The organism is Sphingomonas sp. PAMC 26617 (genome assembly GCF_000242835.1).
In the GTDB taxonomy this organism is placed as follows: Bacteria; Pseudomonadota; Alphaproteobacteria; order Sphingomonadales; family Sphingomonadaceae; genus Sphingomonas.
In genome coordinates, this window is the sequence record NZ_JH594425.1 from 800,066 (window position 1) to 824,769 (window position 24,704).

The following is a 24,704-nucleotide window of genomic DNA, read 5'->3' on the forward strand; positions in this document are numbered from 1 at the left end:
GCATGACCCGTATCGCCACCATTCCGCAGCAACGCCTCACCGCCGACGCGATCCAGCGCAACCAGGCGCGGCTTGCGGAAACGCAGGCGCAGCTTGCGTCGGGCAAGAAAGCGAACGACCTCGCCGCGCTCGGCAGCGATGCGGTGCGCACGCTGACGACGCATTCGATGCTGGCGCGCGCCGAGGCGCAATCGACCGTCGCCAGGCAGCTCGGCACCACGCTGTTGCTGTACGACACCGCGATCAGCGGGATCGACACGCTCGGCACCGACCTCCAGCAAAGCCTGCTCACCGCCAAGGGAACCGGCGAAACCGCGGGGCTGCAGGATACGATCCAAAGCGCGTTCGCGCAATTTTCCGCGCTGCTCAATACCGAGGAGGGCGGCGTTCCGCTGTTCGGCGGCGGGCAGGACGCGAAGCCGTTCACCCCTGCCACGCTGCAGGACCTGTCGAGCGACCCCGCCAAGGATTTCACCAATGGCAGCGTCCGCGCCAGCGCGCGGGTCGGCGACAATCGCGACATGGTGTACGGCATCTCCGCCAGCGATCTCGGCGGCGCGGTCGCACAGGTGTTCCGCAAGCTGGCGGATGCGGGGCCGTTCACCGGCCCGCTGACCGCGGCGCAGAGCACCGCGCTGAAGGACGCCGGAACCGCGCTCGACCGTGCAATGACGGGGGTTCGCGCGCTCAACGCCGAAAACGGGCACCGACAGGCGCAGGCCGAGACGCTCACGACGCGCGCCGAGGACCGCGCGACGCTGTTCAAGGGGATCATCAGCACCCAGGAGGATGCCGATCTCGGGCAGATCGCGATGGACCTGTCGCAACAGAAGACGATGCTGCAGGCAAGCTATTCGGTGTTCAGCCAGTTGAGCGGGCTCAGCCTCGCCGATTACCTGCGGTGAGCGAATTGTCGGCAGGGCGACAACGGGCGCGCCGCCTGCACTCTATAATATCCGGGATCGATCCATCGCCGCTTCTTCCGTGCGGTGGAGTCTTGCACGCAAAGGGGCAACGATGACCTTCTTCACCAATCTCAAGATCGCGATCAAGATCGCGGTCCTGATCCTGTCGCTCGGGGTCGTGACCCTGTTCGTCGTGTTCAACGGTGCAAGCCAATTGGGCTCGATCAGCACCGGCTATGCCGCGCTGTCGGGGACGACCCTGCCCAGCAATACGCGGCTGGCGCGGATCAGCGATCTGTCGGGATCGTTGGTCTATGCCGGTTACAAGACGATGGCGTATGACGGCGCCAGCAAGGAAGCGCGCGACGCCGCCGCGCAGGAACGCCGCGACACCGCCGAGGCGCATGACCTGCTGCGGAAGGTGGCACAGGCCGAACCCGCCGCCGCCGCAGCGCTTCGCGCGATCGAAACGCGATTGTCGCGCCTCGATGCCAGCGTCGGGCACGCGATGGAGCAGGGTCTGCGCAACGACAATGACGGCGCGCGCCGCTCGTTGAGCGAGGCCGACCAGCTTGCCGCGCAGTTCAGGGAGAGTATCGCCACGCTGATCGACACGCGCGAAACCGCCTCGAACGACACCACGGCCGCGCTCGCGGCGCGCGCGTCCGCGACGCAGCACAGCCTGGTGCTGATCGGCGTGATCGGCGTGATCGTCGCGATCGGCGCCAGCATCCTGGTGACGCAGCGGACGATCACGGGGCCGCTTGGCGCGCTCGAGAAGGGCATGCGCACGCTCGCCGGCGGAACCAACGCAATCGACGTCGACGGCACCGAACGGCGCGACGAAGTCGGCGCAATGGCGCGCGCGTTGCTGGTGTTCCGCGACAATGCGGTTGAACAGGACCGGCAGGCCGCCGCGAAGAAGGTTGCCGACGCGGATCAGGCGATGGTGATCGAGACCGTCTCGGGGCATCTCGAGCGGATGGCGAAGGGCGACCTGACCCAGCCGATCACGCGCGAGTTCCCGCCGAGCTACGCCGAGTTGCGGGCGCATTACAACGCCGCGCTCGCCAGCCTGCGCGACCTGATCGGCGCGGTGTCGGACAGCGCGCGGACGATCCGTGCGGGATCGAGCGAGATCGAACAGGCATCGGAAGACCTTGCCCGCCGGACCGAGGCGAGCGCCGCGTCGCTGGAGGAAACCTCGGCTGCGGTCACGCAGATCAACGACCGGCTCCGCACCGGCGCCGACAATGCGCACCGCACGGTCGAGCGCGCGGACCAGGCGATCGCGACGGTCGGCACCGGTCGCGGCACCGCAGGCGAGGCGGTCCAGGCGATGCACCGCGTGTCGGACAGCGCCAAGGGGATCGACAGCGTGATCGAGGGGCTCGACAAGATCGCGTTCCAGACCCGCGTGCTTGCGATGAACGCCGCAGTCGAGGCGGGGCGTGCGGGCGAATCCGGGCGCGGCTTCGCGGTCGTCGCGGATCTCGTCGGGCAGCTCGCGATGCGCTCCGAGGAAGAAGCCAAGCGCGCCCGCGAGCAATTGACCACGACGCAGAACGACGTCGTCCTCGCGGTCGACGCGGTCCACAAGGTCGATCGCGCGCTGCTCGCGATCTCGGACGATGTCGGCGTGGTGCACGAGCTGCTCGCCTCGATGTCGGTGGACAATGCCGCGCAGGCCGCCGCGATCCAGCAGATCGCCACCGCGATCCACGACATGGACGAAGGGACGCAGAAGAATGCGGCGATGGTCGAGGAAGCCTCCGCCGCCGCGCGCAACCTCAACGGCGAAGTCGGGACGCTGACGCAGAAGGCGGCGGTGTTCACGATCGGGCAGCACGTGGCGACGGCAAAGACGGTCGCCAGGCCCGTTGCGAAAGCGGCTGCTAAAAATGCCGCACCGGGCAAGACAACGCCAGCCTATCTCGCACCGGTCAAGCCGCTCCCCGCCGCCGCGATCCCCGCGCTGGTGCGCGACAAGGACGATTGGGACGAGTTCTGAGGGGGGGGGGCGTCCCGAAACTACTCCTTCCCCGGCGCAGGCCGGGGCCCAGAAGTGGAACAGAAGAATGCTGGCGATTGCGCTCTCTACGCCGACCTCCACGACTGGGCCCCGGCCTTCGCCGGGGAAGCGCAGAAGGGAAGGACAGCAAGAAACGCAGCAGGAAAACGCTAGCGCCGCCCGCCCGCCCCTTCGTCCCGCCGCAGCGTCAGCACCTCGACCCCGGTGGCGGTCACCGCGACGGTATGCTCGAACTGCGCGGACAATTTGCCGTCGTTGGTGACGACCGTCCAGCCATCCGCCTTGGTCGAAACCTTACGGGTGCCCTGGTTGAGCATCGGCTCGATCGTGAAGACCATCCCCTCGCGCAGCAGCATTCCGGTCCCGGCGCGGCCGAAATGCAGGACGGTCGGTTCCTCGTGCATCTCGCGACCGATTCCGTGCCCGGCATAGTCGCGCACGACCGCATATCCGTTCCGCTTGGCATGGCGTTCGATCGCGAAGCCAATGTCGCCGAGATGCGCGCCGGGCCGCACGGCGCCGATCCCCTTCCACATCGCTTCCTGCGTCACGCGCACCAGCCGCCGCGCGGCGGGGGTTGCCGTACCGACGATATAGGTCTTGCTCGAATCCGCGATGAAGCCGTTCTTCTCGAGCGTGATGTCGAGGTTGATGATGTCGCCCGCCGCGATCACCGCGTCCGCGCTGGGGACGCCGTGGCAGACGACGTGGTTGATCGAGCAGTTGAGCACGTATTGAAACCCGTATTGCCCCTTGCTCGCGGGGCGCGATGCGAGATCCACGGTGATGAACCGCTCGACCAGGTCGTTGACCTGCAACGTCGTCATGCCGACCAGATCCTGCGTGTCGAGCATCTCGAAAACGGACGCGAGCAATTTCCCCGACACGCGCAGCAGCGCGATTTCGGCAGCGGTCTTGATCATCTCAGACGGTGTCGCGCGGCACGGCGACCTCGGGCCGATGGACCCGCGCGGACGCCAGTTGCGCAGTGACGATGTCGTTGAACGACAAGGTCGGATGCGCTTCCGCGAGCATCCCGATCTTCATCCAGAATTCGGCCTGCGCGTTGATCGAGCGGCACATCACGCTCGCCGCCAGTCGCGCATCCTCGTGCAAGATGTCGTCGATCTTCACGATACCCATATCACCGCCTTGTCGAACCTGACCATATGAACCGTATATGGTTCATAGTGCCGGTCGTCAACGCAGGCGGGGTTACAGGTGTCGGTCGTGCCGCGCGAGCTCGACGCGGACGCGAAGTTCGACGTCGCGCGCGATTGCGGCGGCCTGGGGATCGTCGGGCGGAACGAACCGCGCCACCCAATCCGCCATCTCGGCGAGCATCGCGGGCGGGGCCACGCCGGCGGCCGTGGCGGCGTGGAGCCGTTCGAGCAGCCCGAGGCCGTGATCGACTTCGGCGACCAGACGGCGACGGCGCTCGCGCGGGGGTTCGGTCGCCGCCAGCGCGACGAGCATCTGGACCGAGGTCGCCGCCTGCAGCGGGCGCGGTGGCGCGGGCAGTTCGGTTGCGGCGGGCGCGGCGTCGGTCGCGCGGAACCCGGCGGTCGCGCGCGGCAGCGCCGCGAGCAACGCCTGAACCGGCACCGAAACCCCTTCAACGCGCAAAACCCGTTCTCCCCGGCGAACCGTCGCCGCTCTGTCTTCCTATAAGAGAAGCGAACGGTCTTTGGTGACCGAGGGGAAGGGAAATATGCGCAGCGTCGCGACGCTTCAGGCCTTGAGGGTGATCCGCATGCTCGTCACGCTCGCGATGGTGCTGGCGGCTCCGGCGGCGCTCGCCAACGGTCGGATCAAGGATGTCGTCGACGTCGAGAACGTCCGCTCCAACCAGCTGGTCGGCTATGGCATCGTCGTCGGGCTCGCGGGCACCGGCGACCGCACGCGCAACGCGCCGTTCACCGAGGAATCGCTCCAGGCGATGCTCGAGCGGATGGGGGTCAACGTGCGCGGCTCGCCGCTCAAGACGCAGAACGTCGCCGCGGTCTCGATCACCGCGACGATGCCGCCGTTCGCGCGCGCCGGCTCGCGGATCGACGTCACCGTCTCGGCGATCGGCGATGCCACCAGCCTGCAGGGCGGCACGCTGATCGTCTCCTCGCTGCGCGCGCTCGACGGCGAGATCTACGCGGTCGCGCAGGGGCCGCTCGCGGTCTCGGGGTTCAAGGCGCAAGGGGCCGGCGCGAGCGTCAGTCGCGGCGTCGCCACTTCCGCGCGGATCGCGGATGGTGCGATCATCGAGCGCGAAGTGCCCTATGCGCTGCGCTCCGCGACGACGCTCAAGCTCGCGCTCAAGAACCCCGATTTCACCACCGCCAACACGATCGCGGCGGCGGTCAACGGCCGGTTCGCGGGGACCGCGACGGTGCTCGACCCCGCCACGGTCGAGCTGCATTCGGGCAGCGGCTTTGGCGGATCGATGGTCGACCTGGTCGGCGCGATCGAGAATCTGCCGGTCAAGGTCGATCAGCCCGCCCGCGTCGTCATCAACGAAGCCTCGGGAACGGTCGTGATGGGCGCGGACGTGCGGATCAGCCCGGTCGCGATCGCGCAGGGCGGGCTGACGATCAGCGTCACCGAAAGCCCGGTCGTGTCGCAACCTGCGCCCTTGTCGAACGGCCAGACGACGACCGTCCCGCGCACCGCGATCACCGTCAACGACGGCAACAACGCCTCGCTCGGGCTGGTCGGTGGCGAACCGACCCTCGCCGCGCTCGTCTCCGGGCTCAACACGCTCGGCGTCAGCCCACGCGACCTGATCACGATCCTCCAGGCGGTGAAGAGCGCAGGTGCGCTCCAGGCCGATATCCAGGTGCAATGATGGACTCCGCGCGCCCCGTCGGCGCTGTGCCCGCCACGCCCGCTCCGACAGCGACACCGACGCCGACCCCGAAGGACCGCAAGACCGCGGAATCGTTCGAGGCGGTGTTCCTCGGCCAGATGACCCAGCTGATGATGGAAAGCGTCGACCCCGGCGAATTCTCGGGCGGCAATGGCGAGGACGTGTTCCGCGGCGTGCTCGCGGAAAAGCTCGGCACCGCAATGGCCGCGCGCGGCGGGCTCGGCCTCGCGCCGAGCGTCCTCGACCAGATCCTGCGCCTCCAGCAAGGAACCCCCGATGCCCGCTGAACTCCTCGATCTCGTCCAGTCGCTCACGCTCCTGATCGGCGAGGAGAGCGACCTGCTCGCCCGGCCCGGCGGCTATCGCCGGATCGGCGAGCTCGCCACCGCCAAGGGCCGCGTCGTCGCCGCGCTCGAGACTCGGCTCGCGCGGAACGACCGCGAGACCCCGGGTTGGCAGGCGACGCTCGATCCGGACACCCGCACGGCGCTGGCAACGGCTTCGGAAGCCCTGATGCAGGCCGCACGCGCCAATGCCGTGGTCCTCGAACGGCAAATCGCGCTGTCCGACGATCTGCTCGGCGCGATCGCGCAGGAAGCGCAACGCCGCACCGGCGCGACCGCGACGGCTTATGGCGCGGGCGGGCTGCTGTGGAACACCGAACAGGCAGCACCGATCGCGATCAATACGAGTTTGTAAGAGGCCTCACGCCGTTCGCCCTCAGCGAAGTTGCAGGGCCCGCGGCGTGCCAGAGGCTTCGACTGCGCTCAGCCCGAACGGATGGGGGGATCACCCCCCATGCTTGCCGAGCGCGGTCTGGAGCAGCGCCTGCTGCTTGCGGTAGATGCCCGTGACTGCCGCGAAGTCCGCCTGGATCTGGCCCATCTTGAGCAACTGATCCTCCAGCGTGACCGTGTTGCCGTCGGGCTTGGTCTCGAACGTGTCGCGATCCGGAATGAGCGCGGTGCCCGCCCCCGGCCGTGCGCCGAGCGCGACCATCGCCGCGGTCGGCGCGACGCGCGGCGCGGCGACGCCGGAACTTCCGCCCCCGTCCAGCAGCGTCCCGAAATCGGGGGCCGCGACGTCCTGCGCCTTGAAGCCGGGCGTCTCGCTGTTGGCGATGTTCTGCGCGACCACGCGCTGGCGTTCGGCAAGATGCTTCATCTGGCGGACTGCACCGGCGATCAGATCGGTCATTCTCGTGCAGTCCCATCCTGGCTGGCGCTGGCAGCGCTTCTAAACACGCGAGCGGCGGCCCGAGATGGGCCGTCCCGCCTCTATAATAGACGTGCCGCGCGGCATCCGGCGGCGTTACCAAGTCTGTTGCTGGAGCATTCCGTCATGCTGATGGCCCCCGTCGCCGAACCCGCCGAGCTCAAACGCTTCTCGCAACGCGAGCGCGCCGCCGCGCTGATGCTCGCGCTCGGGCAGGATTATGGCGCGCCGATCTGGGAGCAGCTTTCGGTCGAGGAGATGAAGGAGCTGTCGTCGGCGATGTCGCAGCTCGGGCGCGTGCCCGCCGCGGTGATCGAGCATCTGCTGCTCCAGTTCACCACCGAAATCTCGAGCCTTTCCTCCTGCCACGGCTCGTTCGAGACGACCGAACGGCTGCTGAACGGGATGATGCCGCCCGAGCGCGTGCGCGACATCATGGAGGATATTCGCGGGCCGTCCGGCCGGACGATGTGGGACAAATTGTCGAACGTCAGCGAAGGCGTGCTCGCGGGCTATCTGCGCAACGAATATCCGCAGACGATCGCGGTGATCCTGTCCAAGCTCAAGTCCGACCATGCCGCGCGCGTGCTCGCCGCGCTGCCGCGCGATCTGGCGGTGGATGTCGTCCAGCGGATGCTGCGGATGGACACGGTGCAGAAGGAAGTGCTCGCGCAGGTCGAGGCGACGCTCAAGAACGAGTTCATGGCCAATTTCGCGCGCTCGCAACGCCGCGACCCGCATGAATCGATGGCCGAGCTGTTCAACGCGATGGACCGCGCGACCGAGGAAGCGATGCTCGAGGCACTCGATGCCAAGGCGCCCGAGTCCGCCGAACGGATCCGCGCGCTGATGTTCACCTTCGAGGACCTCGCCAACCTTCTCCCCGCCGCGATCGGCGTGATCGTCCGGCAGGCCGACAAGCGGCAGATGGCGCTCGCCCTCAAGGGCGCGCCCGAGCTCATCAAGCAACTGTTCTTCTCGACGATGACCGAGCGCTCGGCGAAGCTGCTGCGCGAGGACATGGCCGGGATGGGCCCGATCCGCGCGCGCGACTGCGAGGAAGCGCAAAGCGCGCTCGTGCGGCTCGCCAAATCGCTCGCCGAACGGGGGGAGATCGTGCTGGTCGACCCCAAGAGCGACGATACGATGATCCTGTAACCGGAGGTTTTTATGGATTTGTCGTTCCACGCGCGCCCGTTCGCGTTCGACCGCGTCTTCACCGCCGCCGCCCCGCAGGCCGAAGACGAGCCCCGCGATGCGGAGTCGCTCGCGATCGAGCTCGAGCTGGCGCAGGCCGAAGCGGCGCGCCGCGACGCAGCGCACCGCGACGAGCTCGCCCGCGCGCGCGCCGACGGCTTCGCCGCAGGGCTGGTCCATGCCCGGGCGGACCGCGAGACCGCGCTGCTCGCGGCGATCGATGCGCTCCATTGCGGGGTCGAGGCGCTGACCGACTCGCTCGGCGAAACCCGTGCCGAGCTGCTCCGCGATGCCGCCGCCCTCGCGCGGACCGCCGCCGAACACCTCGCCGCGCACACGCTCGCGCTCGATCCCGCTGCACCGATCGACGCGGCGATCGGCCGCGCGCTCGCGCAGGTGGCGCGCGGGACCGAGCTGGTCGTGCGAGTCCACCCCGATCTCCTGGAACCCGTCGAGAATCGCATCGCGCAGCGGCAGGCGCAGGACCGTCGTCGCCTCAACCTGCATGTCACGGCGGACCCGGCACTGGCACCGGGCGACGCGCGGATCGCGTGGGACGACGGCGGCCTGAGCCTCGACCGCGCCGCGCGCGATGCCGTCGTCGGCAACGAAATCGCAATGTTATTGTCTCATTCCAGCGCGGTTCAGTAAGGGGCGGCCGGCGTATGAAGGGCATTATTTTCAATATCCTGGAAGAAGCCGTCACGCTTGAGCACGGACCGGACACGTGGGATGACCTGCTCGATGCAGCAGGCGTCGACGGCGCGTTCACCTCGCTTGGCAGCTACCCCGACGAGACGATGCTCGCGCTGGTCGACGCCGCCGCCGCCGCGACCGGCGCCGCCCCGGCGGACGTGCTGCGCTGGTTCGGCGAGGCGGCGATGCCGTTGCTCGCCGAACGCTATGGTGTCTTCTTCGAAGGCCACCGCAGCGCGCGCAGCTTCATCCTGAGCGTCAACGAGATCATCCACCCCGAAGTCCGCAAGCTTTACTCGGGCGCGGGCTGCCCGCACTTCCAGTTCAGCACCGCGCCCGATGGCGACCTGATCATCGGCTACCAGTCGCCGCGCCGGCTGTGCGCGCTGGCGGAGGGGTTCATCCGGGGCGCGGCGATGCATTATGGCGAACAGGTAACAATCTCGCATCTGGCCTGCATGCTGGACGATAGCCCGCTCTGTCGGCTTCGCGTCCGGTGGGACGGATGAAACACGCCCTCGTGGCGGCGGCTCCGGCGTTAGAGCAACAGCTCGCGCGCGCTGAACGGATTGCCCAGCGCGAACGCGCGGCGCGGCTGGAGGCCGAGCGAATCGCCGAACACGGGCTCCGCACGCTGTACGAAAGCAAGCAGCGGTTGCAGCTGCTCCAGCATATCACCGAGCTTGCCAACAGCGCGCGCACGATTCCCGAGGCACTCGATGCCGCGCTGGAAATGATTTGCGAACGGATGAGCTGGACGGTCGGCAACGTGTTGATGGTGTCGCACGATCTGCTCCGGGTCGAGGCGTGCGACATCTGGCGCGCGACCGATGCGGCAGACGTGATGGCGTTCGTCGAGGCATCGCGCCGCATGCCGTTCGGTCGCGGCGAAGGGCTGCCGGGCCGGGTCTTCGCGAGGGGGCGCTCCGAGTGGATCACCGATCCGGGCCATTCCGAACACTTCCTCCGCGCCGACGTCGCCGCGCGCTGCGGGCTCGGCACCGGCTGCGCGTTTCCGGTGCTCGCGGGCAATGACGTGGTGGCCGTGCTCGAATTCTACATGCGCCAGGCGGTGCCCGAGGACACCGAGATCATCGGCATCCTCGAACAGGCGGGGATCCAGCTCGGTCGCGTGTTCGAGCGGGACCGTGCACAGCGCGCGCTGGTCCATGACGCGTTGCACGATCCGCTGACCCGCCTGCCCAATCGCGCGTTGTTCAGCGATCGGCTGCAGGCGAGCTTCGATCGGCTCGCGCCGCCGCGGCGGCATGCGCTCGCGGTGATGGTGCTCGATCTCGATGGCTTCAAGCTGGTCAACGATTCGCTTGGCCACCATGCCGGGGACCGCGTGCTGATCCGCGTCGCGGATATCCTGCGCGACACGCTGGCGCGGCTGGAGGGCGAGCGCGGGGCGCATCCCGCCGCTTGGCGCGCCTCCCCCGCACGGATGGGCGGCGACGAATTCACGATTCTGGTCGAGGATCTGGCGGGCGAGGACCTTGCGGCACACGGCACGATCGGCACGATCGCCACCGCGCTGCACGACGCGTTGCAGGACAGGCTTGGCCTCGTCACCGACATTGCGCCGGTCGGAACCTCGATCGGCTTTGCGATCGGCAATGCGCTCCACGCCAATGTCGACCATTTGCTGCGCGACGCCGATCTGGCGATGTACGAGGCGAAGGCGGGGGGCCGTGGCCGCACGATCGGCTTTACCGAGGCGCTGGGGGAAACGCTGCGCGACCGCGCGCGGCTGACCGACGAATTGCGCGCCGCGATCGAAAACCGCCAGTTCGAGCTCGATTACCAGCCGATCGTGACGCTCGACGCAAGCCGGTCGGTCTGCGGGTTCGAGGCGCTGGTGCGCTGGAACCATCCGCTCCGCGGTCGGCTGTTGCCCGCCGAGTTCATCGACGTGGCGGAAACGAGCGGGCTGATCCTGTTCCTCGGCGACTGGGTGCTGCGCGAGGCCTGCGCGACCGCGGCGAGCTGGCCGATGCGCGACGGGGTCGCGCCCTTCATCAGCATCAACATTTCCGCGCGACAGTTCGCGCAGCCGGGCTTCGCCGCACGCGTGCGGCAGATCGTGCTCGAGACCGGGGTCGACCCGACGCGGATCCGGCTAGAGCTGACCGAGAGCACCGCGATCGTCGATATCGACCATACCTGCCAGGTGATCGAGGAAATCCGGCGCTGGGGGGTGCAGACCAGCCTCGACGATTTCGGGACCGGCTTCTCCTCACTGTCCTCGCTCCACCGCCTGCCGTTCGACGTGCTCAAGATCGACCGCAGCTTCGTGATGGCGATGGACGGGCACGGCAAGGGCGACGGCATCGTCCGCGCGATCGTCGCGCTCGCGCGGACCATCGGCATGACGATCGTCGCCGAGGGGATCGAAACCCCGGCGCAGGCGGAGCTGCTGATCGAACTCGGCTGCGAGCTGGGCCAGGGCTATCATTTCGGCCGACCCGCGGTCGCGAGCCATGCAGCGACGCTGCTCGCGCCACGGGACGCGGGCTAACCCGGCAAGTTTTTCCCACCGGCAAGACCTGCCCCGCCCCCGCCTGCCTATAATTCGGCAAACGGGGCTGTTGCCCCGCAACGCCACGGGGTCGCGCTTGGAGCAGTTCCGCCAACTGATCGCCCAATTGGGGCCCAAACGCCTGATCGTGATGGGTGTGGTCGCCGCCGCGCTGCTCGCGGTGCTAGGGGTCGTCGCACTGCGCGGCGAGGACCGGACGATGGCGTTCCTGTTCACCGACCTCGACCCGACCGCCGCCGCCGCGATCGGCGAGAAGCTGCGCGCGCAGAACATCCCGTTCCAGCTTTCGGCCGACGGCAGCGCGGTGCTCGCGCCGCAGGACAAGATTGCCACCCTCCGCATGACGCTTGCGGGCGACCGGCTCGGCGGCAAGATCGGCTATGACGTGCTCGATGCCGAACAGCCGTTCGGCGTCTCGGCCTCGCGCGCCAAGATGGACGAGACCCGCGCGATCGAGGGGGAACTCGCGCGCTCGATCCAGAGCATCGACGCGGTAACGCAGGCGCGCGTCCATCTCGTCATGCCCGAGCGCCAGATGTTCGCCGCCGAGGCGCGCCGTGCATCGGCCGCCGTCACGGTCAAGACGCGCGGACGGCTCCCCGCCGAGACGATCCAGGCGATCCGCTACCTCGTGTCGTCCGCCGTTCCCGAACTCGCGCCCGAAGCGGTGTCGATCGTCGACCAGACCGGCGCGCTGCTCGCGCGCGCGGGCGAAGCGAATGCAATGGGCGGCAGCGACGCCGACACGCGCCAGGCGCAGGTCGAGGGGAAGCTGCGCGACCAGATCGTCGCCTTGCTCGAGCCGATCGTCGGCCAGGGCAAGGTCCGCGCGGAAGTCGCGGCGCAGATCGACCGCGACCAGACGCGCGAGGATTCGACCGTGTTCGATCCCGACAAGCAGGTGATCGCGCGGCAGGTGACGGTCGACAATGACGACCAGAATCGCGAACTTCAGAGCACCGGCGCGGCAACCGTCGCGACGCAGCTTCCCGAAGCACAGGGACAACCCCCGGCCGCCGGGGGCGGCGACACGCGGCAGACCGCACGCAAGGAAACCTCCGAGGACACGACCTACGCCAACAGCACCACGCACAGCATGGTCGTCCGCGCGCCGGGGAAGATCAACCGGCTGACCGTCGCAGTGATGGTCGATGGCGGCACCAAGGGCCTGCCCGCGCCGCAGATCCAGCGGCTGAAGGGGCTGGTCGAGAATACCGTCGGCCTTGATGCGCAGCGCGGCGACAGCGTGGTCATCGAAAGCATGGCGTTCGCCGCGGACGGCGCGCTGGCGGACAGCAAGAGCGCATGGTGGGCGGTGCTGACGTCGGATCAGGTCGTCGGGCTGGTCAAGCTGCTGGTGATCGCCGGGGTCGGGCTGGTCGCGCTGCGGATGATCCGCGCGCGGCGCGATCCGGTCGCGGCGGCCCCCGCCGAAGACCCGCAGGCCGCGCTCGCCGACCAGCAGGCGGAAATGCTCGCGATCGCCGAGCAGGCCGCCGGCGGCGATCCCGACGCACTGCGCCAGCTCGAGGCGCTACAGGCGGCGCAGAGCGACCAGCCGCTGCTCGACCATGAGATCACCGTCGCGCAGGTCGATGGCCGCGTGAAGGCATCGGTCCTGAAGAAGATCGGCGACAGCGTCGCCGCCAGCCCGCCCGAGGCGGCAGCGGTCCTGCGCCAGTGGATGAACGCATGATGGAGCCAAGCATGTCCGACCCGGTCATTCCCGACGACGCGCAGGCGTCGCACGATCTGGCGACATTCGCCGGCGCGACCGAGGACTCGATCGGTCCGGTCTATCAGGAATTCGACGATCCGGTCGCAGCGACGTCCCCTGCCCCCCCGACCGGGCTGGAAGCGGTGCATGAAGTGCCGGTCAAGGTGCAGGCGGTGCTCGGGCGCGCGCAGATGCCGGTCGGGGATCTGCTCGGGCTGTGCACCGGAATGGTGTTCGAACTCGACCGGCGTGTCGGCGAGCCCGTCGATGTTTTCGTCAACGATCGCCTCGTCGCGCGCGGCGAGGTGGTGCTGGTCGATCACGCGCTTGGCGTGACGCTCACCGAAATCGTCCGGGCGGGGCGCTGAGCCGGTGGCGGGGGCGATCGTCCGGATGCTGCTGGTCGGGCCAGCCGATGGCGCGTTTCACGTCGCGGCGGGAATGGCGCGCGATGCGGGGGCCGAAGTCGCCACCGCGACGACGGTGGCGGCGGCGCTCGACTGCCTGCGCCAGCAGGGCGCGGCGCTGGTGATGATCGACGTCGCGGCGGACGTCTGCGGGTTTCTCGCGGATCTCGCGGCGGAACGCTTCGCGGTCCCGGTGATCGCATGCGGGATCGACGCCTCGGCGGCGCGCGCGGTCGCCGCGATCCGCGCGGGCGCGCGCGATTACGTCCCGCTCCCGCCCGACCGCGACCTGATCGCCGCCGCGATCCGCGAGATCGCCGCGCTCCCCGCCGGGCCGCTGATCGGCGACCACCCGAGCTTCACCCGCGCGCTCGATTTCGCGCGCGCGATGGGGCCGAGCCACGCGCCGATCCTGCTGACCGGCGAACGCGGCACCGGCAAGGAACGCGTCGCGCAGGCGATCCACCAGGCCGGGCGCGGCATGGGGAGTTTCGTGACGATCGAATGCGCCGGGGTCGCGCCCGACATCCTCGAATATGAGCTGTTCGGCCATGACGGCACCGCCTTCCCCGGTACGCGCGCGGGGCGTCGCGGCGCGATGACGACCGCGCGCGGCGGTACCGTCTTCCTGCGCGATATCGACGTGTTGCCCGCGGCATTGCAGACCCGGCTGCTCGGCGGACTCGAAGACCCCGGCGCGCCGCGGCTGATCGCGAGCGCGCGGCGGGCGCTGGACCCGCTGGTGGAGGCCGGACGGTTTCGTGCCGATCTGCTCGCGCGCTTTGCGCTGGCGACGATCGTGCTGCCGCCGCTGCGCGCGCGGGGGGGCGACATCGCGTTGCTCGCGCGCAGCTTCGCGACCGCGTCCGCCGCCGCCGAAGGCCGCGCGGCGCCGACGGTGAGCGACGACACCTGCCGTCTCCTCGGCGGCTATGGCTGGCCCGGCAACGTCGCCGAGTTGCAGGAGGTGATGCACCGCGCGGTCCTGCTCGGTGCGGGGCCGGAGATCGCCCCGCCCGCGCTCGTCCTGTCCGACGGATCGTCGCTCGCAGCGACCGCCGACGCGCCGGGCGGCCCGGCCGAGATGGACGCGCTCGTCGGGCGCACGGTCGAGGATGTCGAGCGCGACCTGATCCTGCTGACGCTCGAGCGGTGTCGCGGCAACCGCACCTCCGCCTCGCAGATCCTCGGCATCTCGGTACGGACGATGCGCAACAAGCTCCGTGCGTTCGTCGAGGCGGGAATCCCCGTCACCCCGGCGCTGTAACCGATGCCCGCGCTCAACCGCCTGCTTGGCCGGATCGGCGCCAATCGCGACATGGCGCTCGCGTTCGGCGTGGTCGCGATCATCGCGATGCTGATCCTGCCGATGCCCGCGTGGCTGCTCGACCTCGGGCTAGCGCTGTCGATCACGCTGTCGGTGATGATCCTGATGACCGCCTTGTTCATCGAGAAACCGCTCCAGCTCTCCGCCTTCCCGACGATCCTGCTGATCGCGACGATGCTTCGGCTCGGCCTAAACCTCGCCTCGACCCGGCTGATCCTCGCGCATGGGCATGAGGGCGCGCAGGCGGCGGGCGGGGTGATCGGTGCGTTCGGGGAATTCCTGATCGGGGGCGACACGATCATCGGGCTGACGATCTTCGCGATCCTCGTCGTCATCAATTTCGTCGTCATCACCAAGGGCGCGGGGCGCATCGCCGAGGTCGCCGCGCGCTTCAGCCTCGATGCGATGCCCGGCAAGCAGATGGCGATCGACGCGGACCTGTCCGCGGGGATGATCACCGAGCAGCAGGCGCGCGACCGCCGCGGCGAGGTCGAGGCCGAAAGCGGCTTCTACGGCGCGATGGATGGCGCGTCCAAGTTCGTGAAGGGCGATGCGATCGCCGCGCTGCTGATCACCGCGATCAACGTGCTGGTCGGGCTGGTGATCGGCGTCGGAGTCCACGGCGTACCGATCAGCGAGGCGTTCCACACCTATACGCTGCTGACGATCGGCGACGGGCTGGTCAGCCAGATCCCCGCGCTGATCGTGTCGATGGCGGCGGGGCTGCTCGTGTCCAAGGGCGGGGTCGCGGGCAAGACCGGGGCGGCGCTGGGCGAGCAGCTCGGGCGCTACCCCAAGGCGTTCGGGATGGTGTCCGCGCTGATGGGGGCGCTTGCCTTGCTGCCCGGGCTGCCGTTCGTGCCGTTCGCGCTGTTCTCGGGGATTGCGGGCTATGCCGCCTGGGCGCTGTCGCGCGCCGCGACGCAGCGCACCGCGCGCGCCGCCGCCGCAGAGGCCGCCGCCGAAGCGGAAGCCTCGGCCACCGCGGAGGAACCGATCTCGCGCACGCTCGCGATCGATGCGGTGCGGATCGAGATCGGCTACGGGCTGCTCCCGATCATCAACGACGCCGCGCGCGAGCCCCGGCTCGACGATCAGGTACGCGCTTTACGCCGACAGATGGCGACCGAGTTCGGCTTCGTGCTCCCGGCGGTCCGCATTATCGACAATCTCGCGCTCAAGCCCGACGAGTATCTCGTCTATATCAAGGAGACCGAGGCTGCGCGCGGCGAGATCCGGCTCGATCGGCTGCTCGTCATCAATCCCGGCGGGGGGCAGGTCGGCATCCCCGGAGAGGCGACGCGCGAACCCGTCTTCAACCTGCCCGCCTTGTGGATCGACCGCGATCTGCGCGAGGAAGCGGGGTTCCGCGGGCTGACCGTGGTCGACGCAGGCACGATCATCACCACGCACCTGACCGAGCTGGTCAAGGGCAGCATCGCCGACCTGCTGAGCTATACCGAAGTGCAGAAGCTGCTCGGCGAGATCCACCCGGATTCGGCCAAGCTGGTCGCGGAGATCGTGCCGAGCCGGATCTCGGTGTCGGGGGTCCAGCGGATCCTGCAGAACCTGCTGAGCGAGGGCGTGTCGATCCGCGACATCCCGACGATCCTCGAAGGCATCGCCGAGGCCGCGCCGATCACCGCCAACCTGACGCAGATGACCGAACACGTCCGCGCGCGGCTGGCGCGGCAGATTTCGGCGCAACAGGCGCTCGACGGCGCGATCCCGATCGTCACTTTGTCCCCCGATTGGGACATGGCGTTCGCAGAGAGCATCATCGGCCACGGCGACGAGCGCCAACTCGCGATGGCACCGTCCGCGTTGCAGGGGTTCATCGCCGCGGTCCGCGACACGTTCGACCGGCTGGCGGGCGAAGGCGAAATCCCGTGCCTGCTGACCAACCCGACGATCCGCCCGTTCGTCCGCTCGGTGATCGAGCGCGTCCGCCCCGCGACCGTAGTGCTGTCGCAGAACGAGATCCACGCGCGCGCGCGGGTACGCGCGCTCGGGAGCATCGGCTAAGACGCGACGACGAATAGGTTGGCTCCGCGTCGTCGGGATATTCTCCGGACTCGTCTTTTCCGCGATATTTGGTATGCCTTTTCTACAGGCGTTGGGCGGCTTGCGTTCCTTTACCGACCCACGGCGCACAAAATCAGCATAAGGGACTGTCATCTTGCGGGTTTTCGTGCATCTGGCCTTCGGGTTCGGCGACGAGAATTGGGCGCGTCGGTATGATGCGGGCGCGCTGATCGGCATCAACGACCGGGATGCCTATGGCTACCGCCGGGCGGAAGCGATGGGTGCGACGCTCGAGACATCGCGCGATCACCGCGAGGGACGGCTCGGGCGGCTGGTGCGACTGGGGTTTCGCTGGCTGCTGGGGTTCGACCTGCTCCACGCGGTGCGCAACCGCCGCCGCGCCTTTACGGCGGAGGTGATCTGGACGCACACGGAGTCGCAATTCCTCGCCTTCTGCCTGCTGTTCGCCGTGCTGAAACGCGGACGGGACCGGCCGAAACTGATCGCGCAAAGCGTCTGGCTGATCGACCATTGGGATCGCCAGCCGGTCCTGCGCCGGATGCTGTGGCGTCGGCTGATCCGCGAAGCCGATGTGCTGACGTTCCACTCCCCCGACAATCTGGCCCGGGCCCGCACGATGTTCCCGGAGAAGCGGTGCGAAATGGTGTTATACGGAATCCGGGCGGATGACCGCTATCCGCGTGACCCGCAGCGTCGCTTCGGGGTGCCGCTACGCCTGCTTGCGGTGGGCAATGATACCGAGCGCGACTGGCCGTGCCTCGTCGAGGCAGTTCGCGACCTGCCGTCGTGCCGGTTGCGGATCGTATCGACCACCTGCCCGCCCTCGCTGGCCGACGGCATCGCCAATGTCGAGATCGCGGGAGTCGCGAGCAACGACGCCTTGAAGACGCTGTACCACGACGCCGATATCGCGCTCCTGCCGCTCAAGGAAAACTCGCACGCGTCCGGTTGCACGGTCGCGGAAGAGGCGGCGCTGTTCGGTCTCCCGTTGATCGTCAGCGATACCGGCGGCCTGCGCGCCTATTTCGCTCCCGACGCGGTGCGCTACACGCCCCCCGGCGACGCCCCGGCGCTGCGACAGGCGATCCTCGACCTGGGCACGAATCCGGCTGCGGCATTGGAAATGGCGCAACGTGCGCAGGCGCGGATGGGGAACGACGGGCTCAGCGCGCACAGCTTCGTCCGCCATCACGTCCTGCTTTCGCGAGCGTTGCTCGACCGCATCCCCGCGCCGGCTCAAGCGGTAGCCGCGTGACACGGTGCCCCGTACCGTAACCGGATGGCGGGGGTCGCCACCGCTTTGCAACGTCTTGTGTCTGTGCGGTTGCGGGCCTGAACGCCAGGGTTCACAAGCAGGTCGATGACGACCGAACCACAGGCCACCCCGATCGGCAACCCTGCCGCCGAGCTCAGCACCGCTGGTCGCGCCCGCGCCATCATCGCGGGATCTATGGGCAATCTGATCGAATGGTACGACTTCTACGTCTATGCCTTCACCGCACTGTATTTCTCCGCCGAATTCTTTCCGAGCGAGGATCTCACCGCGCAGTTGCTCGGCACGTCGGGGATTTTCGCGGTCGGTTTCCTGCTGCGCCCGCTCGGCGGCTGGTATTTCGGGCGGTTTGCGGACCGGCACGGGCGACGCCGCGCGATGGTCGTGTCGATCGTGCTGATGGGGATCGGCTCCGCGCTGATCGCGGTGCTGCCGACCTATGCCGCGATCGGCGCGTTCGCCCCCGCCTTGCTGTTGCTTGGGCGGATGATCCAGGGATTCTCGACCGGGGGGCAATATGGCACCGCCGCGACCTATCTCAGCGAGATCGCGTTTACCGGGCGGCGCGGCTTCTTCGCGTCGTTCCAATATGTCACGCTGATCGGCGGGCAGTTGATCGCGCTTGCGGTGATCCTGGTCCTCCAGCAGCTGCTGACCACCGAGGAGATGCGCGCCTTCGGGTGGCGGATCCCGTTCGCGATCGGCGCGGTCGCGGCGATGACGATCCTGCTCTTCCGGCATGTCCTGCACGAGACCACCCGCACCGGCGCGCAGCATCCCGATGCGGGGACGATCCGCGGCCTGCTCCCGCACTGGCGCGCGTTCGTCACCGTCCTCGGGCTGACCGCGGGCGGATCGCTGATGTTCTACGTCTTCTCGACCTACATGCAGAAATATCTGGTCAACACCGCGCACATGGACCCCAAGACGGTCAATTGGGTGATGACCGCGGTGCTGATCCCGTTTGCGTTGTTGCAGCCGGTGTTCGGGCTGCTGTCGGACCGGATCGGTCGGCGCACCAACATGCTGCTGTTCGGCGCGCTTGCGACGATCACGACGGTGCCGTTGCTGTCGCTGCTCGCAAACGTACAGAGCGCGACCGCGGCGTTCGTGCTGGTGCTGGCGGGGCTGGCGATCAACAGCCTCTACACCTCGATCAGCGGGCTGTTCAAAGCGGAGCTGTTCCCGGTCCATGTCCGCGCGCTCGGCGTGAGCCTCGCCTACGGGATCGGCAACGCGCTCTTCGGCGGATCGGCGGAATATGTCGCCTTGTCGTTCAAGGCGGCGGGGCGGGAATCGGGCTTTTACTGGTATGTCACCGCGATCTGCGCGGTCGCGTTCCTTACCGCATTGCTGATGCGCAACACCCGCGGGACCGATCCGCTCCACGACACACGCTGAGCGCGACCCGCCAGCGTCACGGTGACGCCCTGATTCGTCCGCCGGACGGAACCTCCGGGTGGACACGAGGGTTAGACGATCATGCTGCAGGACCAGAACCTGAACGATGTGATCGACGCCTTCGAGGCGGGATATGCCGATGCGGTTGGCGCGATTTGGCAGGCTTCGCCCTGCCCGTTCGGCGCGCATGACCTGGTCCGCCGGACGGCCTGGATCGACGGCATTTCCTTCAACACCGCAACGGCCGCCAATCCATCCAAGTACGGCGAATCGCCCTTCCTTCCGACAAGCGCCGCCAACGGTTACGGTGTCGGCCTGCAACGTCATCCTTTTGTTGGAAAATTTATCCCGACGGGGCCGCGCGCAAAGTAGTTCGACGCGTTAACCTTGCAAACGGCACGTCTGGCCGAAGCGGTCCTGCCCTCGGCCTAGTCTTCATTAACCAAGCTGTGCAAGGCAGCGGCGTCTGGAACGCCGTTCATAAACAGTATCTTATAGATCGAGCCTCCAGGCTAGAAGCGTGATCGGCAAGCGCTGCCGAAAACTGGGGGTTTGCGATGTTGTTGCAGCCGAGTGCGTGCGTTCCTGACCGAGACCCTGCGCCCCCGCAGGGGCTTGAGCGTTTGGTATCGGGGGCGGAGTTACGGCCGCAACTGCATGCGCGCTCGTCCGCGAAGGTCGTCGATATCCAGCTTGCCGATACATGCGACCGGCGCGAAGGCGCGCGTTCGTTGATCAACCGCCGCTATGCCTGGCGTGGTTATGGCAGCCACCATGTCGTTCCGGCGCATCGCGCGACCGCGACCTTTACCGCGTCCGACGACAGCAATGTTCTCGGGACGGTCACGCTGGTGGTCGATTCCGAGGCGGGTCTCGCCGCCGATGCGATCTTTGCCGACCAACTTCAGCCCTTCCGCGAAACCCCCGGACGCAAGATCTGCGAGCTCGGCAAACTGGCGTTCGACGCTGGAATGCCGTCCAAGCCGTTGCTGGCGGCGCTGTTCCACATCGTTTTCATCTACGGCTATCATCATCACCGCTGCACCGACCTGTTCATCGAGGTCAATCCGCGCCACCGGCGTTTCTATGAGGCAATGCTGGGGTTCACGCCAATCGGCACGCCGCGCACCAACACCAGCGTCGCTGCGCCGTCGCAATTGATGTGGCTCGAGATATCGAGCATCCGCCGGCGGATCGAAGCGGCAGCCCTCGACGGGTCGGACCCGATTCCGCGCTCGCTCTACGCGCTGTTCTTCTCGCACGGCGACGCGCTCGAACTGGCCGAGCAGCTCACGTCCGATCGGGCGACGCAGGACGCGCGGGTCAAACTGTTCCTCCCCGCATTCTGACACAAAAAATGCCGCCGGTCGAAACCGGCGGCATTCCTTTACCAGAAGTCTGGCAAATCGCTTTTAGGCGAAAGCAACCGTCGACTTGCGACGACCGTAGCGCAGGCCTGCACCCATCATGCCGAAGCCGACGAGCATCATCGCCCAGGTTGCTGCTTCCGGAACAGCCGACGGGGTGAACGACAGGCTGCCGCCGATCGATGCGCCGCCATACGAGAAGCCGTTGACGGTCAGCGTGTTGAGCTGGCCAGCCGTGATCGGAACGAGCTCAAGCGACGCGAACTCGAAACGACCGTTCGGCATCATTGCAGCAGCCGTGCCGTTGAAGAACACCGACGTGAAGTTGATGTCGGTGGTCGACATCAGCTTGCCCGATGCGATCGAGGTTACCGAACCGCTGCCGAAACCGTCGGTCGGCAGGGTGAACGTGAAGATCTCGGAGAAGTTGCCGAGGGCAATGTTCTGCACGCCGAACGTGCCGTTGAACGTGCCGTTCGCGCCGGGGGTGCCGGTGAACGAACCGCCCTTGGCGGTGTTGCCGACCGTGTCGTTGACCGCGAAGGTTGCAGCCGACGCCGGAGCGACAGCAGCGATGGCGACGAGGGCAGCAGCGGCAGAAAGAAGCTTGGTACGCATGGGTTACTCTCCAACTAAGATAGCCACATGCTAGCAAGGAGCGTGCCAACCCATGTTTTTCAACAATCTCGTGTAACTCACTAGCCCGGACTGTAATTTCTACTGACAGGGGGTCGGCTAATCGCGGGCGCTGCGGGAATACGGCCGATCGGCGGGCGCGCTGGCCCAGCCCGTTTCCGGGGTCGCCTGCATCCGGAAACGCATTTCTCCGCCGGCCATGATCTGCTCGTGGCGCAGATACGCCTTGGTCACCGCCACGCCGTTCAACGTCACGCCGCCGACATAGGGATGCGTCGCGTCCAGCCCCTCTGCCACGATCGTCAGCCGCTTGCCGTTGGGGAGCGCGAGCACGGCGCGGTCGACGAAGGGGCGACCGATGACATATTCGAGGCTCCCGGGCGTGACCGGATAGAAACCGAGCGCGGTGAACACCAGCCACGCCGACATCTGGCCGAGATCGTCGTTTCCGGCGAGCCCGTCGGGCGTCGGATGGTACTGGCTCTCGACGATCTGCTTCAGCCTGGCCTGCGTTCGCCACGGCGCACCGGCATAACTGTAAAGATAAGCGACATGGTGGCTGGGTTCGTTGCCGTGGATATACTGGCCGATCAGCCCGGCGATATCCTCGGCATGGCTATAGTCGAGTTTCGAAGTGTCATAGGCGAACATCGCGTCGAGCTTGGCGACGGTCGCCGCGTCGCCCCCCAGCGCGGTGACCAGCGCGGCTTGGTCCTGCGGCACGAACCAGCTGTATTGCCACGCATTGCCCTCGGTATAATCCGACCCGTAGTTGATCGCGGTCGGATCGAACGGCACGCGGAACGTGCCGTCGCTCTTGCGCGCGCGGACGAAGCCGGTCTTCGCATCGAAGCTGTTGCGCCAGTTGGCCGCGCGCTTGCCGAAGGTCGCCGCGACATCGCGCCGACCCATCGCCGCGGCCATCCGCGCGATGGTCCAGTCGTCATACGCATATTCGACCGTTTTGGAGGCTGCCTCGGGTTCGCGGTCGATCGGGACATAGCCGAGCTTCATATACTCCCCGAGTCCGCCATACGAGGCGTAGGTCGCGCTCGCGACCATCGCGTCGAGCGCTGCGGTGGCATCGAACCCCCGAATTCCTTTCAGATACGCGTCCGCAATGACCGGGGCGGCATGATAGCCGATCATCGTCCACGTCTCGCGCCCCTGGAACTGCCACACCGGCAGGATCCCGTACGGGCTGTCCGCACGGCTCGCGATCAGCGAGCGGATCATGTCACTGGTCGTCGCCGCGGGCTGGACCAGCGTCAGCAGCGGATGTTCGGCGCGGAACGTATCCCACAGCGAGAAGGTCGAGCGGAAGGTGAAGCCCTGCGCCAGATGGACCTGATTGTCGGTGCCGCGATAGCGCCCGTCGACATCCCCCGCGACCGACGGCGCGAGCAGGCTGTGATACAGCGCGGTCGCGACATTGCGGCGCATCGGCGCGGGGGCTTCGAGCGTCAGGACGTCGAGCGCTTTGTGCCACGCCGCCACCGTCTTCGCGCGGACCGTGTCGAAATCGCCGGGTTCGCTCGCGAGATTGGCGATCGCGCCCGCTTCGTCGACCGAGGAGATCGCGACGCGGACCTCGAGCGGGCGCGCGAGCCGCCCGAAATCGAGCCGCGCGACCAGCGCGCGGCCGAGCCGCTCGGCGACCGCATCGCTGTCGCGGCCGGGGCCCTGGAAGCCCTTGTACGCGACATTCTGTTCGGTGCTGACGAAGGCGTGGCCGGTCAGCGGCGTGGAGAAGCGCATCGCGAAGAACAACTGGCGGTCGGGCGCCCATCCCCGCGTCTGGCGTGCGCCGACGATCGTCCCGTCAGGAAGCAGCCGGAGCGACGACCAAAGGATTTTGCCCGGGTAATTATAAAGCGACGAGCGCAGGTCGAGCACGAGATGCGCCGCCTTGCCCGCCGCGAAGGTATAGCGATGGATGCCGACGCGGGTCCCCGCGGTCATCTCCGCGCGAACGCCGGGATCGCTGAGCGTCACCGCATAATAGCCGGGTGCCGCGACTTCGCTGCGATGGTCGAACCGCGAGCGGTAGCCCGAACCGAGCCTGGCGGCATCGCCGGGCTCGAGCGGGACGGTTTCCCCCGAGACCGGCATGACGAGGAAGTCGCCGAGATCCGAATGCCCCGCGCCCGAGAAGTGCGTGTGCGAGAACCCTTCGATCGTCGGGTCCGAATAGCGATAGCCCGCCGCCCATTTGTAGCTGTCGCGGACGACATGGCCGGTGTCGGTATCGGGGCTGAGCTGGACCATCCCGAACGGCGCGACCGCCCCGGGGAAGGTATGCCCCTCGCCCCCGGTGCCGATCATCGGATCGACCTGGTCGTAGGTCGATTGCGCAAGCAGCGGAGTCGTCGCGAGCGCGGACGCGGCGGCAAGGGTTGCGAACGTGCGGAGCAGGGTCATTTCTCAAGTAGAGCAGGCGCCTGCGGGAATGAAAAGGGGAGTTGCCTCGCCCGTCCGGCATGGCCAAGGGCTGGAGCATGACTGAAGATCCCAACGCGTGGCCGCTCGCCAATCGGCTCGGACTTCCCGACACGATCGCCTATCTGCGCGATACCTATCCCGCGCCGGAATGGCGGCAGCACCACAATTTCGGCGAACTCGCGGCATTCTGGCTGCAGGTCCACGCCAGCCTGCGCGAGCAGGGCGGGCAATTGCAGCAGATCATGCAGGCCTTCCGCGAGGGCGTGCTGGATGCACCGACGTTCCAGCAGGCGTTCGTCCCGCGCTTCAACCATTTCCTCCAGCACCTCGAGGGGCACCACGGGATCGAGGACAGCCTCTATTTCCCCAAGTTCCGCGCGCTCGACCCGCGAATGGAGCGGGGCTTCGACGTGCTTGAAAGCGACCACGAACTGATCCATTCCGCGCTGATCGGCGCGCTGGACGGCGCGCGCGATCTGGTCGCGGCGTTGCCGCGCGGTGCGGCATCGGTGCAGGACGCAAGCAACCGCTATGCCGACGCGACCGACCGGCTGATGGCGCTGCTTGCCCGGCATCTCGCGGACGAGGAGGATCTGGTCATCCCCGCGATGCTCCAACATGGCGAGCGCAGCGTCGGGTAG

Annotated in this window: 24 protein-coding genes; 18 read left to right on the forward strand and 6 right to left on the reverse strand. The window is 67.8% G+C overall.

Annotation, left to right across the window (positions count from 1 at the left end):
• Positions 1–2 precede the first annotated feature (2 nt).
• Together RH91_RS03305 and RH91_RS03310 are read left to right on the forward strand one after the other, a co-directional pair.
• Positions 3–905 (forward strand): flagellin, encoded by a 903-nt coding sequence (locus RH91_RS03305; RefSeq protein ID WP_010161109.1) that lies wholly within the window; start codon positions 3–5, stop codon positions 903–905.
• Between the two features lie 112 nt (positions 906–1,017).
• Positions 1,018–2,916 carry a methyl-accepting chemotaxis protein gene (locus tag RH91_RS03310; protein ID WP_010161110.1) on the forward strand — a complete coding sequence of 633 codons (1,899 nt, stop codon included), beginning with the start codon at positions 1,018–1,020 and terminating at the stop codon, positions 2,914–2,916.
• A gap of 170 nt (positions 2,917–3,086) precedes the next feature.
• Here the strand turns inward: RH91_RS03310 and map are convergent, their stop codons facing one another.
• From map to RH91_RS03325, 3 genes are all read right to left on the reverse strand, one after another.
• Positions 3,087–3,860, reverse strand: coding sequence for a type I methionyl aminopeptidase (map, locus tag RH91_RS03315; RefSeq protein WP_010161111.1), 774 nt, complete (start codon positions 3,858–3,860; stop codon positions 3,087–3,089).
• A gap of 1 nt (position 3,861) precedes the next feature.
• Positions 3,862–4,080, reverse strand: coding sequence for a ParD-like family protein (locus RH91_RS03320; protein WP_010161112.1), 219 nt, complete (start codon positions 4,078–4,080; stop codon positions 3,862–3,864).
• 72 nt (positions 4,081–4,152) lie between these two features.
• Positions 4,153–4,542, reverse strand: coding sequence for a flagellar assembly protein FliX (locus RH91_RS03325; protein WP_010161113.1), 390 nt, complete (start codon positions 4,540–4,542; stop codon positions 4,153–4,155).
• 106 nt (positions 4,543–4,648) lie between these two features.
• Here RH91_RS03325 and RH91_RS03330 point away from each other — a divergent pair, with 106 nt between their 5' ends.
• The 3 genes from RH91_RS03330 to RH91_RS03340 are packed head-to-tail and all read left to right on the forward strand — an operon-like array spanning position 4,649 to position 6,496.
• Positions 4,649–5,776 carry a flagellar basal body P-ring protein FlgI gene (locus tag RH91_RS03330; protein WP_010161114.1) on the forward strand — a complete coding sequence of 376 codons (1,128 nt, stop codon included), beginning with the start codon at positions 4,649–4,651 and terminating at the stop codon, positions 5,774–5,776.
• Positions 5,776–6,084 carry a rod-binding protein gene (locus RH91_RS03335; protein ID WP_010161115.1) on the forward strand — a complete coding sequence of 103 codons (309 nt, stop codon included), beginning with the start codon at positions 5,776–5,778 and terminating at the stop codon, positions 6,082–6,084. The genes RH91_RS03330 and RH91_RS03335 overlap by 1 nt, the downstream gene beginning before the upstream one ends.
• Complete coding sequence (locus tag RH91_RS03340; RefSeq protein ID WP_010161117.1) at positions 6,074–6,496, forward strand: hypothetical protein; 423 nt, start codon at positions 6,074–6,076, stop codon at positions 6,494–6,496. The genes RH91_RS03335 and RH91_RS03340 overlap by 11 nt, the downstream gene beginning before the upstream one ends.
• 90 nt (positions 6,497–6,586) lie before the next feature.
• Here RH91_RS03340 and RH91_RS03345 read toward each other — a convergent pair whose 3' ends face one another.
• Entirely contained in the window at positions 6,587–6,994 is a 408-nt protein-coding gene (locus RH91_RS03345; protein WP_010161118.1) for a flagellar basal body protein, read from the reverse strand.
• Between the two features lie 144 nt (positions 6,995–7,138).
• On the opposite strand from RH91_RS03345, the gene RH91_RS03350 reads away from it, so the two are divergent.
• The 12 genes from RH91_RS03350 to RH91_RS03405 all read left to right on the forward strand — a co-directional run bounded on the left by RH91_RS03350 (position 7,139) and on the right by RH91_RS03405 (position 20,967).
• Positions 7,139–8,170 carry a flagellar motor switch protein FliG gene (locus RH91_RS03350; RefSeq protein WP_010161119.1) on the forward strand — a complete coding sequence of 344 codons (1,032 nt, stop codon included), beginning with the start codon at positions 7,139–7,141 and terminating at the stop codon, positions 8,168–8,170.
• Between the two features lie 12 nt (positions 8,171–8,182).
• The gene (locus RH91_RS03355) at positions 8,183–8,860 is read left to right on the forward strand and encodes a FliH/SctL family protein (RefSeq protein ID WP_010161120.1); all 678 of its coding nucleotides are present in this window, start codon (positions 8,183–8,185) and stop codon (positions 8,858–8,860) included.
• 14 nt (positions 8,861–8,874) lie between these two features.
• Entirely contained in the window at positions 8,875–9,414 is a 540-nt protein-coding gene (locus RH91_RS03360) for a heme NO-binding domain-containing protein (protein ID WP_010161121.1), read from the forward strand.
• The gene (locus RH91_RS03365) at positions 9,411–11,426 is read left to right on the forward strand and encodes a putative bifunctional diguanylate cyclase/phosphodiesterase (protein WP_029623568.1); all 2,016 of its coding nucleotides are present in this window, start codon (positions 9,411–9,413) and stop codon (positions 11,424–11,426) included. Before RH91_RS03360 ends, RH91_RS03365 begins: the two co-directional genes overlap by 4 nt.
• Positions 11,427–11,523: 97 nt before the next feature.
• On the forward strand, positions 11,524–13,143 hold the full coding sequence (fliF, locus tag RH91_RS03370) for a flagellar basal-body MS-ring/collar protein FliF (RefSeq protein ID WP_010161123.1): 1,620 nt from the start codon (positions 11,524–11,526) through the stop codon (positions 13,141–13,143).
• Positions 13,143–13,532, forward strand: a complete 390-nt coding sequence (gene fliN, locus RH91_RS03375) for a flagellar motor switch protein FliN (RefSeq protein WP_010161124.1) — start codon at positions 13,143–13,145, stop codon at positions 13,530–13,532. Before fliF ends, fliN begins: the two co-directional genes overlap by 1 nt.
• Positions 13,533–13,536: 4 nt before the next feature.
• A complete protein-coding gene (locus RH91_RS03380) occupies positions 13,537–14,838 on the forward strand; it encodes a sigma-54-dependent transcriptional regulator (protein WP_010161125.1) in 1,302 nt (433 codons plus the stop codon).
• Positions 14,839–14,841: 3 nt separating this feature from the next.
• The gene (flhA, locus tag RH91_RS03385; RefSeq protein WP_010161127.1) at positions 14,842–16,923 is read left to right on the forward strand and encodes a flagellar biosynthesis protein FlhA; all 2,082 of its coding nucleotides are present in this window, start codon (positions 14,842–14,844) and stop codon (positions 16,921–16,923) included.
• Positions 16,924–17,077: 154 nt separating this feature from the next.
• Positions 17,078–18,199: a glycosyltransferase family 4 protein gene (locus RH91_RS03390; RefSeq protein WP_037478498.1), complete on the forward strand. Its 1,122-nt coding sequence runs from the start codon at positions 17,078–17,080 to the stop codon at positions 18,197–18,199.
• A gap of 105 nt (positions 18,200–18,304) precedes the next feature.
• Entirely contained in the window at positions 18,305–19,618 is a 1,314-nt protein-coding gene (locus RH91_RS03395; protein WP_010161129.1) for an MFS family transporter, read from the forward strand.
• 81 nt (positions 19,619–19,699) lie between these two features.
• Positions 19,700–19,990: a hypothetical protein gene (locus RH91_RS03400; RefSeq protein ID WP_010161130.1), complete on the forward strand. Its 291-nt coding sequence runs from the start codon at positions 19,700–19,702 to the stop codon at positions 19,988–19,990.
• A 359-nt stretch (positions 19,991–20,349) separates the two neighbouring features.
• Positions 20,350–20,967 (forward strand): N-acyl amino acid synthase FeeM domain-containing protein, encoded by a 618-nt coding sequence (locus RH91_RS03405; protein ID WP_232283399.1) that lies wholly within the window; start codon positions 20,350–20,352, stop codon positions 20,965–20,967.
• Between the two features lie 63 nt (positions 20,968–21,030).
• Here RH91_RS03405 and RH91_RS03410 read toward each other — a convergent pair whose 3' ends face one another.
• A complete protein-coding gene (locus tag RH91_RS03410; protein WP_010161132.1) occupies positions 21,031–21,603 on the reverse strand; it encodes an FxDxF family PEP-CTERM protein in 573 nt (190 codons plus the stop codon).
• A gap of 117 nt (positions 21,604–21,720) precedes the next feature.
• Positions 21,721–24,042: a GH92 family glycosyl hydrolase gene (locus tag RH91_RS03415; RefSeq protein WP_010161134.1), complete on the reverse strand. Its 2,322-nt coding sequence runs from the start codon at positions 24,040–24,042 to the stop codon at positions 21,721–21,723.
• Positions 24,043–24,305: 263 nt separating this feature from the next.
• On the opposite strand from RH91_RS03415, the gene RH91_RS03420 reads away from it, so the two are divergent.
• Positions 24,306–24,704 carry a hemerythrin domain-containing protein gene (locus RH91_RS03420; RefSeq protein ID WP_332306624.1) on the forward strand — a complete coding sequence of 133 codons (399 nt, stop codon included), beginning with the start codon at positions 24,306–24,308 and terminating at the stop codon, positions 24,702–24,704.